The sequence below is a fragment of the Micromonospora sp. ATA51 genome (genome assembly GCF_016802855.1).
Taxonomy (GTDB): Bacteria; Actinomycetota; Actinomycetes; order Mycobacteriales; family Micromonosporaceae; genus Micromonospora; species Micromonospora sicca.
This window is the reverse complement of record NZ_JAEVHJ010000240.1, coordinates 1-10,324: the sequence shown is the minus strand read 5'-3', so window position 1 is coordinate 10,324 and position 10,324 is coordinate 1. Positions and strand designations below refer to the sequence as shown.

Sequence of the window (10,324 nt, the reverse complement as noted above, 5' to 3'; positions counted from 1 at the left end):
CTGTGGTTGGTGACCACGATGTCCGCCTCCCGGCCGGCCGGACGCTCGCCACCGGCGGCCTCGCCCGCGGCCGGCGCCTCGGCGCCCTCCGGGCGGACCTTGTCCAGGTAGATCTTGCCGCGGGCGTCGATGTCCGCGATCTCCACCTCGACCCGGTCGCCGACGTTGAGGAAGTCCTCGACCTTCTCGACCCGCTTGCCGTCGCCCACCTTGGAGATGTGCAGCAGGCCGTCACGGCCCGGCAGCAGCGAGATGAAGGCGCCGAACGGGGCCGTCTTCACCACCGTGCCGAGGAACCGGTCGCCGACCTTCGGCAGCGTCGGGTTGGCGATCGCGTTGATCCGCTCCACCGCGGCCTGGGCCGACGGGCCGTTGGTCGCGCCGACGTAGATCGTGCCGTCGTCCTCGATGGAGATCTCGGCGCCGGTCTCGTCCTGGATGGCGTTGATGGTCTGCCCCTTCGGGCCGATCACCATGCCGATCTTGTCGACCGGGATCTTGACGGTGGTGACCCGCGGCGCGTAGTCCGACATCTCGGCCGGCGCCTCGATCGCCCGCTGCATCACGTCAAGGATGGTCTGCCGGGCCTCGTGCGCCTGCTGCAGCGCGGCGGCCAGCACGTCCGACGGGATGCCGTCGAGCTTGGTGTCGAGCTGCAGCGCGGTGACGAAGTCCCGGGTGCCGGCGACCTTGAAGTCCATGTCACCGAACGCGTCCTCGGCACCGAGGATGTCGGTCAGCGTCACGTACTGGGTCTTGCCCTCGACCTCGTCCGAGATGAGGCCCATGGCGATGCCGGCGACCGGCGCCTTCAGCGGCACACCGGCCGACAGCAGGCCCAGCGTCGAGGCGCAGACCGAACCCATCGAGGTGGAGCCGTTGGAGCCGAGCGCCTCGGAGACCTGCCGGATGGCGTACGGGAACTCCTCGCGCGCCGGCAGCACCGGGATCAGCGCCCGCTCGGCGAGGGCGCCGTGGCCGATCTCCCGCCGCTTCGGCGAACCGACCCGACCGGTCTCACCGGTCGAGTACGGCGGGAAGTTGTAGTTGTGCATGTAGCGCTTGGACTTGTCCGGGGAGAGGGTGTCCAGCGTCTGCTCCATGCGCAGCATGTTCAGCGTGGTGACGCCCAGGATCTGGGTCTCGCCCCGCTCGAACAGCGCCGAGCCGTGCACCCGCGGCAGCACGCCGACCTCCGCGGTCAGCGGACGGATGTCGCGCGGGCCGCGGCCGTCGATGCGGACCTGCTCGCGCAGCACCCGGTTGCGGACCTCGGACTTGGTCAGCGACCGGAACGCGGCGCTGAGCTCCTTCTCCCGGCCCTCGAAGCGCGGGCCGAGCTCCTCGGCGACCTTGGCCTTGACCCGGTCCAGGGCCTCCTCGCGGGCCGCCTTGCCGGCGATCTGGAGGGCCTCGGCGACGTCGGCGCGGGCCAGGTCGGCCACCGCCTGGTACGCGTCGTCCTGGTAGTCCAGGAAGACCGGGAACTCGACGACCGGCTTGGCGGAAACCTCGGCCAGCTCGCTCTGCGCCCGGCACAGCTCGCGGATGGCCGGCTTCGCGGCCTCCAGGCCGCTGGCGACGACCTCCTCGGTCGGGGCGGGCGCGCCGCCGGCGACCAGCTTCACGGTGTGCTCGGTGGCCTCGGCCTCGACCATCATGATCGCGACGTCGCCGTCGGCCAGTGCGCGGCCGGCCACCACCATGTCGAAGGTGGCCCGGGCCAGCTCCTCGTAGGTCGGGAAGGCGACCCACTGGCCGTCGATGTGCGCCATCCGGGTGGCCCCGATCGGGCCGGAGAACGGCAGGCCGGAGAGCTTGGTGGACATCGAGGCGGCGTTGATCGCCACGACGTCGTACGGGTGCTGCGGGTCGAGCGCGAGGACGGTCTCGACGACCTGGACCTCGTTGCGCAGGCCCTTGACGAACGACGGGCGCAGCGGCCGGTCGATCAGCCGGCAGGTGAGGATGGCGTCCTCGCTGGGGCGACCCTCGCGGCGGAAGAACGAGCCGGGGATCCGGCCCGCGGCGTACATCCGCTCCTCGACGTCGACGGTCAGCGGGAAGAAGTCGAACTGCTCCTTCGGCTGCTTGCCGGCGGTGGTGGCGGAGAGGACGACCGTCTCGCCCAGCTGGGCGACGACGGAGCCGGCGGCCTGGCGGGCCAGCCGACCGGTGGAGAAGGTGATCTCACGGGTGCCGAAGGACCCGTTGTCGATCACGGCGGTGCGGGATTCGGTGCCGAGGTTGGTCTCGGTCATGTGCTGTCGTGCTCCTTCGCGTCGTGGGCCACGACATGGGGAGCTGCTCAGACGGCCGGTCTTCGATCGAAGCGCCCGGGTGGCCGGCATGATGCCGGGATTCCCGGGGGCCACTACCGGAGACCGGTACGCTGACCGGCTCCCTGTCGGGTGGTCGCGCGGCCCTGTTCTTCTGTGGTACCGGAACGGGGGAGCGGCCGAGTGGCCACTCCCCCGTCACGTCATCGGCGCAGGCCGAGCCGCTCGATGAGCGACCGGTAGCGGTTGATGTCCTTCTTCTGGACGTAGTTGAGCAGCCGACGGCGCCGGCCGACCAGCAGCAGCAGCCCACGGCGGCTGTGGTGGTCGTGCTTGTGCACCTTCAGGTGCTCGGTGAGCTCGGCGATCCGCTTGGTGAGGACCGCGACCTGCACCTCCGGCGAACCGGTGTCGCCTTCGGCGGTCGCGTACTCCGTGCGGATCTTGGCCTTGGCTTCCTGATCGAGCGCCATGTTCTCCCTGTTTCGATGGGTTGATCACTGATGTCCGTCGTCGGGGTCCGGAGGACCGGAGACGGACGAACCTCGCACCCGCGGCGTCGTGCAGGCACGCGAGGCCCCACGTCGGTCGGCCGACGTCTCCGCCAGCCTACCAGCCCGAGGGGGGACCGCCCGGCGAAGGGCCGCGACGCGGGGCGGCAAAACGCTCAGGCGACTGCGCGGCGGGTCCGCTCCACGTCCTCGGCGATCTGGGCGACCAGCGGCTCGACCGAGTCGTACGTGCGCTGTTCGCGCAGGTGCGCGACGAAGTCCAGGGCCAGCCGCTCGCCGTACAGGTCGCCGGTGAAGTCCAGCGCGTACGCCTCCACCCGGCGCTCCCGGCCGGAGAAGGTCGGGTTGGTGCCGATGGACACCGCCGCCGCGAGCGGCTCCCGCTGCCCCCGGCGCACCAGCCGGGCGGCGTACACCCCGTCGGCCGGGATCGCCGCGTACCGGTGGCAGAGCAGGTTGGCGGTGGGGTACCCCAGCTCACGTCCGCGCTGGTCGCCCCGGACCACCACGCCCTCCACCCGGTGCGGGCGGCCCAGCGCGGCGGCGGCCGCCACCACGTCGCCCGCGTCGACGCAGGAGCGGATGTACGTGGAGGAGAAGACCGTGCCGGCCTCGGCGACCAGCGGGGCGCCCTCCACGCCGAAGCCGAAGGTCCGGCCGAGCCGCTCCAGCAGGGCCACGTCACCGGCGGCCCGGTGCCCGAACCGGAAGTTCGCGCCGACCACGACCAGCGCGGCGTGCAGGTGCTCGACCAGGATGTCGTGCACGAACTCCTCGGCCGGCAGCCGGGAGAACTCCGGGGTGAACGGCACCACGCAGAGCACGTCGACGCCGAGCGCCTCGATCAGTTCCGCCTTGCGGGCCGGCTCGGTCAGCACGGCGGGGTGCGAACCGGGGCGGACCACCTCCGCCGGGTGCGGGTCGAAGGTCACCACCACCGACTTGACGCCCAGCTCGCGGGCGCGCGCCACGGCGTGGCCGATGGTCGCCTGGTGCCCCTTGTGCACGCCGTCGAAGACGCCGATGGTGACGACCGAGCGCCCCCAACCACCGGGCGCCGCCTCGTACCCCCGCCACCGCTGCATGCCGCTCCTCCCGTTGCAAGTCATGATGCGTATGTGAGCCCATGATCAGCTGTCCCTCCTTGCGGTGAGACGGTCCCGGTCTTGCCCGCCGGAGCGGTGCCGGGTTGACGCTTCACGGCCACCGGCCCGCCAGGGCGGGTCTTACGGTCGGCTCCACGTCCGTTTGACGACTCCCGGCCACTCCGGGCGTCGGTGACCTCGTGCGCGAGCGCGGCAAGGTTGCGTGCGGCGTTCACGTCCCGGTCCAGGACGAAACCGCAGGTGGTGCAGGTGTATGTGCGCTCGGACAGGGCCAGCTTGGCTTTCACAGTGCCGCAGCCTGAGCACGTCTTGGAAGATGGATACCAGCGGTCTGCCACCACGAGTCGGCCGCCGCTCCATTCAATCTTGTAGGCCAGTTGCCGTCGTAGTTCGGCGAAGCCGGCGTCGGCGACGTACCGAGCCAGCCGCCCGTTGCGCAGCAGCCCAGCCACGTTGAGGTCTTCCACCACGATGGTGCCGTACTCTCGGGCGAGTCGGGTGGTGAGCTTGTGTAGCCCGTCCCGACGCAGGTTCGCCACCCGGGCATGCGCGCCGGCTACCCGCGCTCGGGCCACCTCCCACCGATTCGATGGCTCGCGGCCGGTGCGCCGATCGGGGCCGACCCGCCGGGACATGCGCCGCGCGAGACGTCGCATCCGGCGGGCCGCGCAGTCGACATGACAGGGGTTGGCGACCAACTCGCCCGTGGACAACACCGCGAGATGCTTCACGCCCACGTCCACCCCGACCGTTGCGTCTGGCCGCGCCGGCGTGCGCTGCGGGCGGTCGACCTCGACGCAGAAGGACACCTGCCACCGGCCACCGTCACGGCGTACCGTCGCCGACAGGATCCGTGCGGAGCCGGCATCCAAGCGACGGGCAAGCTTGCGGGCGGATTCGTGCAACTTGAGCCGGCCAAGCCGAGGCAGCACCACATGTTTGCGGTCCGGCTCAACGCGAATCGCTCCAGTGGTGAACCGCACCGACGGTGTCGACCGGCGGCGTGACTTGAACCGGGGAAACCCGACCGGCCGCCCGGCGCGTTTGCCGCAACGCGAGTCCGACCAGTTCCTCAACGCCCTGGCGAGGGCATCGAGGCCGGTGTTGAAAGCCTCCTTGGAGCACTCGGCCCACCATGGAGCCACATCGGATTTCGCCTGGTTCCATGCCTTGCGCAGGGCGGGAAGCGACCAGCCGACTGCCGGGGTGAGGTCCACTTCGCCGATACCGTAAGACCGTTCGGCGGTCCGCTGGTCCATGACCGTCTTCACCCGGGCCAACGACCAGTTGTAGGCCACCCGCGCCGCCCCCGCATGTGCGAGCACAGTTCGCTCCTGCACCGCAGTCAGGTCCAGGGCGTACCGGTACGCCTGCATGGTCTTCATCACGCCGGATTGGCTTCCACGGCCCGGAAGGCCCGGTTAGCCGCCCCCACCATGCGGCCAGAGTGGAGAGCTGCTGCCCCTTGGGATTGGATCGCTTCCCGGCATCAGGGCGGTCCGCCCTAGGGCGGGTTCGGTGAGCCGGATCGACCAGGACGAGTCGCCCCACCCGGCGGGCCGGGACCGGCAGCGGGCTCTCCCGAGGCCACCGGTACGCGCTCACGTGATGCACACCTTCCCGCTCAACTCACCGCTCAAGTTCAATGAGGCATTCATAACGCACCAACCCCCCGACCCGCACTGGTCGTCAGGCGGGAGCGAGCACGATCTCCGCGCGGGCCCGCCCGTCCCGCTCGCTGACGATAGCGATCAGGCCGCCGTCCGGGCCGAACACGGCGTACGGCCCGGTGATGCCGGCCGGGTCCAGGGGCCCACCGTGGGACAGCACCCGCGCCTCGTCCGGCGTGGCGTCCCGGCGCGGGAAGTACCGCTCCGCGGCGGCGTCGAGCGGCAGGTTGACCACCTCCGGCGCGCGCTGCTCCAGCTCGTCGAGGGTGGCCGCCTCGGCCAGGGTGAAGCCGCCCACCGCGGTCCGCCGCAGCGCCGTCAGGTGGCCACCGACCCCCAGCGCCAGGCCCGCGTCCCGGGCGATGGCCCGGATGTACGTCCCGGACGAGCAGGTCACGTCCACGTCCACGTCCACCACGTCAGTCTGGTCCCGGCGGATCGAGCGGACGTCCAGCCGGGAGATGGTGACCCGGCGGGACGGCAGCTCGACGCTCTCCCCCTCGCGGACCCGCTTGTACGCCCGCTGGCCGTTGATCTTGATGGCGCTGACCGCGCTCGGCACCTGGTCGATCTCGCCGGTCAGCGCGGCGAGCGCGGCGTGCACCGCCTCGTCGGTCACCGTGCCGGCCGGCGTCGTAGCGATCACGTCGCCCTCGGCGTCGTCGGTGACGGTGGCCTGGCCGAGCCGGATCGTCGCGGTGTAGCTCTTGCCGGCCCCGATCACGTAGGTGAGCAGCCGGGTGGCCCGGCCCACCCCGATCACCAGCACGCCGGTGGCCATCGGGTCGAGCGTGCCCCCGTGCCCCACCCGCCGGGTACGCGCCAACCGCCGGATCCGCGCCACCACGTCGTGCGACGTCATGCCGCCGGGCTTGTCGACCACGATCAAACCGTCTGTGCTCACGACCGCCAAGCCTGCCAGATTCCGGTCCCGGTCCGGGCGGGGGATACCACGCCGAGCGACAAGGTGTGACACTCAGGGACATCTCGCCCACTCTTAATCGGGAACCGCGATGTCCGATGATCGGCAGAACTCCGCACCGCACAACCCCGCCCCGGCGCCCGGCTACGGGGCCGGTCCGGGGACGGCACCGGCGTGGCTGCGCCAGCCGCCCGTCGACGCCGGTTCGAGCCGTGGCGACCGGCTGCGGAGCTGGCTGAGCCGGCACTCCGGCATGCTGCTGAGCGCCACGACGGTGCTGCTGCTGCTCGCCTTCGTCGGGGTGGTCGGCGTCGCCGTGCTGGTGTCGATGCCGCACGCGCGCGGGCGGCCGGTGGTGTTCCCGACGATCAGCCAGCCGGCCGGCGAGCAGGCCAGTACGTCCGCGTCGCCACCCGCGGCGGCCGGCCCGTTCGACGGCACGCCGGCCGCCGCGTTCCCGGAAGGGCAGGCGGGGATCGCCCTGACCGCCGCGAAGCGGAGCGGCCCGTTCACCGAGAAGCAGGTGGCGGCCGCGCTGGCGAAGGTCCGGACGGCCCTGGTGACCGCGCGGCTGGACCGCCGGTTCATGACCACAAACGACCCCGAGCCGTTGATCCGGCAGTTCGCCCGGGACGCCCGCGCCGACCTGCGCAAGGACTTCGGCTCCGACACCTTCGCCGCGTACGCCACCCGGCTGGCGCCCGGCGCCCGGCTCACCGCCGACCAGCCCCGGGTGAAGGGTCGGATCAGCTACCGGGCCACCAAGGACGCCGACGGCATCCGGATCCTGGCGGTGACCACCAACTTCGTCTGGGCGTACGCCTTCCGCACCGGCAGCACCGTGCCGGGCGACGGATTGGTCGTGGTGCACGACACCGTCGTCTGGAGCGTGCCGCATCCCGACGACGTCGACCGCAGTTCGAACGGGTTGTGGATCGAGGACGCGAACTCCTACGCCGCCAACATCGACTGCGCGGCCTTCGACAAGGGTCTGCTCGACCTGGGCGCGTCCAGCCACGGCGTCCGGACGCTCCGGACCCGGACGCGGTCTTCGACCCGGACACGACGCTGGACCTCCCGGACACCTGCTGAGGCGTCCCGGAAACGGGGCGGCGGGACGGTCTCCCGGCGTGCGAAGATCACCCGCCCCCTCGCCTGCAAGACCGGGAACGGACGTGGACCGCGGGCCGCCAGCCTTTGGGCCCCGCGAGGACAGCTCGTGGTCCGCCCGACCGGAACATCCCTCTTCGCCGCCCAGGGCAGCGCGATGACTGCGCCGGTGCGATCATGCAGTGCCCCCGCCGCACCGTCCCTGGGAACCACGATGACCGACCACGGGCCGACCCCCGAATCGCCGCGCCACCCCGACCCGTGGACGGCACCGGCCAACGGGCTGGGGACGATCCCGGACTGGCTGCGCCACCCGCAGTTCGACGCCGAGCCGAGCGGCGCCGACCGCCGCCGGATCTGGCTGAGCCGGCACTCCGTCAAGCTGCTCGGCGGCGCGGCGGCGCTGCTGCTGCTCACCTTCTTCGGGCTCGTCGGCACGACCGGCTACCGGGCGCTTCAGCGGTGGGGCGAGCCGCCGGCGGCCCACCCGACGATCAGCCTGCCCACGGGCGAGCAGGCCAGTTCCTCGGCGTCGCCGCCCTCGGCCGCCGGCCCGTTCGACGGCACCCCGGCCGCCGCGTTCCCGGAGGGCGCGGCGGGGATCGCCCTGCCCGCGGCGAAGCTGACCGGCCCGTTCAGCAAGAAGCAGGTGGCGGCCGCGCTGGCGAAGGTCCGGACGGCTCTGGTGACGGCCCGGCTGGACCGCCGGTTCGCGACCACGAAGGACCCGGAGCCGTTCATCCGGCAGTTCGCCCCGGACGCCCGGGCCGACCTGCGCAAGGACTTCGCCTCTGACGTCTTCGCCACCTACGCCACCAAGCTGACGCCCGGGGCCCGGATGACCGGCGACCAGCCCCGGGCCAAAGGACGGATCAGCTACGGGGCCACGAAGGACGCCGGCGGCATCCGCATCCTGGAGGTCACCACCAACTTCGTCTGGGCGTACGCCTTCCAAGACCAGCGGCACCGTGCCCGGGGACGGGGTGGTCGTGGTACACGACACCGTGGTGTGGAGCGTGCCGCACCCGGACGACGTGGACCGCAGCTCGAACGGCCTGTGGATCGAGGAGGCGAATTTGTTCGCCTCCAACATCGACTGTGCCGCGTTCGACAAGGGCCTGCTCGACCTGGGCACGCCCAGCTTCGGCGGCCCCGACGATCCGGACCCGGACGCGGTCTTCGACCCGGACAAGACGCTCGACCTGCCGGACACCTGCTGACCGCGCCTGGAAACCGGCTCGCCCGGTCGCCCCCGGTACGGCAGACCGCCCGCCGCAACCCTCGTTCCGCCCGGGAGTCCGACGACCAGGTCTGAACGAGCCGATGACCAGGCGGCCGGTGTCCGCTGGCGGTCAGCGGACCGCGCCGACCACCGCCCAGCCACCGGAGCGCACCCGCAGCAGCAGCGCCACCAGGCGGAGCACCACGAAGAGCATCAGCCCGGCCCAGATCCCGCCCAGCCCGAGGTCGAGCCCGTAGGCGAGCCAGATCGCCGGCAGGAACCCACCCAGCGCCGCCACGATGGTGAGGTTGCGCAGGTAGCGGACGTCTCCCGCGCCGATCAGCACCCCGTCGAGGGCGAAGACCACCCCGCCGATCGGCTGCAACGCCACGAACCACGGCCAGGCCATCATGGCCTGCTCGCGTACCTGGGGGTCGGAGCTGAACCAGGACGGCACGACGCCGGCCCCGGCGGCGATCAGCAGCGCGAAGGCGACGCCGCAGGCGCCCCCGAGCAGCGCGATCCGGCGGGCGAGGGCGCGGGCGCCGGCCGCGTCGCCCGCACCGAGCGCCGCGCCGATCAGCGCCTGGGCGGCGATGGCGAGCGCGTCCAGCACCAGGGCGGTGAAGAACCAGAGCTGGAGGGCGATCTGGTGGGCGCCGACGGCGGCCGCGCCGAACCGGGCGGCGACGGCGGTGGCGGAGAGGAAGCTCGCCTGGAAGGCGACGCCCCGGATCAGCAGGTCCCGGCTGAGCACGAGTTGGTGCCGGATCAGCCGCGGCCGGGGGCGCAGGGACACCCGCTCGCGCACCAGCGCCGCCGCGAAGAGACCGCCGGAGAGGGTCTGCGCGGCGGCGTTCGCCACCGCCGAGCCGGCCAGGCCGAGCCCGGCCGGGTAGACCAGCAGCGGGCAGAGCAGCGCGGAGAGCAGGTTGGGGGCGAGCACGAAGAGCAGTGGCCGTCGGGTGTCCTGGATGCCGCGCAGCCAGCCGTTGCCGGCGGCGGCGAGCAGCAGGCCGGGGGCGCCCAGCGCCGCGATCCGCAGCCACTGCGCGGCCGCGCCGGCCACGTCGCCCGCACCGCCGACGAGGGTACGCGCCAACGCCCCGCCGCCGATCTGCATGGCGAGCGCCACCAGCACGCCGACCGCCAGGGCGAGCCAGGACGCCTGCACGCCCTCGGCCACCGCGGCGGCCCGGTCGCCCGACCCGAACCGCCGGGCCGACCGCCCGGTGGTGCCGTACGCGACGACGGTGCCGAGCCAGGCGGTCAGGGTCATCACCGTGCCGCCGACGGCGAGCGCGGCCAGCGGAACCCGGCCCAGGTGCCCGACCACCGCCGTGTCGACCAGGACGTAGAGCGGCTCGGCGGCGAGCACCACGAGGGCGGGCAGGGCGAGCGCGGCGATCCGCCGCGGCGACGCGGCGTCGGACGCGGGCGAGGTGACAACGCTCTGACTCATCGCCGCCGATCCTGGCACGCCCCCCGTAAGGCCCGCAACCC

The 10,324-nt window shown here is 72.5% G+C and carries 7 protein-coding genes and 1 pseudogene; 1 reads left to right on the top strand and 7 read right to left on the bottom strand.

The window, feature by feature from the left end; genetic code table 11:
* The 6 genes and pseudogenes from JNW87_RS27900 to truB form a co-directional block, all read right to left on the bottom strand.
* Positions 1-2,261 (bottom strand): polyribonucleotide nucleotidyltransferase (locus JNW87_RS27900; RefSeq protein WP_238454688.1); only part of this gene is annotated, 2,261 nt, incomplete at its 3' end.
* 221 nt (positions 2,262-2,482) lie between these two features.
* Entirely contained in the window at positions 2,483-2,752 is a 270-nt protein-coding gene (gene rpsO / locus JNW87_RS27895) for a 30S ribosomal protein S15 (RefSeq protein WP_109804764.1), read from the bottom strand.
* Positions 2,753-2,946: 194 nt separating this feature from the next.
* Positions 2,947-3,876, bottom strand: coding sequence for a bifunctional riboflavin kinase/FAD synthetase (locus tag JNW87_RS27890; RefSeq protein ID WP_109804763.1), 930 nt, complete (start codon positions 3,874-3,876; stop codon positions 2,947-2,949).
* A 20-nt stretch (positions 3,877-3,896) separates the two neighbouring features.
* A complete protein-coding gene (gene tnpB, locus JNW87_RS27885) occupies positions 3,897-5,282 on the bottom strand; it encodes an IS607 family element RNA-guided endonuclease TnpB (RefSeq protein ID WP_238454687.1) in 1,386 nt (461 codons plus the stop codon).
* A gap of 136 nt (positions 5,283-5,418) precedes the next feature.
* Positions 5,419-5,511, bottom strand: a pseudogene (locus tag JNW87_RS39815) (IS607 family transposase); the annotation flags it as partial.
* A 75-nt stretch (positions 5,512-5,586) separates the two neighbouring features.
* Positions 5,587-6,471 (bottom strand): tRNA pseudouridine(55) synthase TruB, encoded by an 885-nt coding sequence (gene truB / locus JNW87_RS27880; protein WP_309234078.1) that lies wholly within the window; start codon positions 6,469-6,471, stop codon positions 5,587-5,589.
* Positions 6,472-6,580: 109 nt separating this feature from the next.
* Between truB and JNW87_RS27875 the strand changes: the two genes are divergently transcribed.
* Positions 6,581-8,914 carry a hypothetical protein gene (locus JNW87_RS27875; protein WP_238454686.1) on the top strand — a complete coding sequence of 778 codons (2,334 nt, stop codon included), beginning with the start codon at positions 6,581-6,583 and terminating at the stop codon, positions 8,912-8,914.
* Positions 8,915-8,951: 37 nt separating this feature from the next.
* Here the strand turns inward: JNW87_RS27875 and JNW87_RS27870 are convergent, their stop codons facing one another.
* Positions 8,952-10,283, bottom strand: coding sequence for an MATE family efflux transporter (locus JNW87_RS27870; RefSeq protein WP_238454685.1), 1,332 nt, complete (start codon positions 10,281-10,283; stop codon positions 8,952-8,954).
* Positions 10,284-10,324: the final 41 nt, after the last annotated feature.

What these genes read in the sequence shown, in the direction of transcription:
- JNW87_RS27870 (WP_238454685.1), bottom strand. Translation starts at nt 10,283, where the DNA reads ATGAGTCAGAGCGTTGTCACCTCGCCCGCGTCCGACGCCGCGTCGCCG.
- JNW87_RS27875 (WP_238454686.1), top strand. Translation starts at nt 6,581, where the DNA reads ATGTCCGATGATCGGCAGAACTCCGCACCGCACAACCCCGCCCCGGCG.
- rpsO (WP_109804764.1), bottom strand. Translation starts at nt 2,752, where the DNA reads ATGGCGCTCGATCAGGAAGCCAAGGCCAAGATCCGCACGGAGTACGCG.
- tnpB (WP_238454687.1), bottom strand. Translation starts at nt 5,282, where the DNA reads ATGAAGACCATGCAGGCGTACCGGTACGCCCTGGACCTGACTGCGGTG.
- JNW87_RS27890 (WP_109804763.1), bottom strand. Translation starts at nt 3,876, where the DNA reads ATGCAGCGGTGGCGGGGGTACGAGGCGGCGCCCGGTGGTTGGGGGCGC.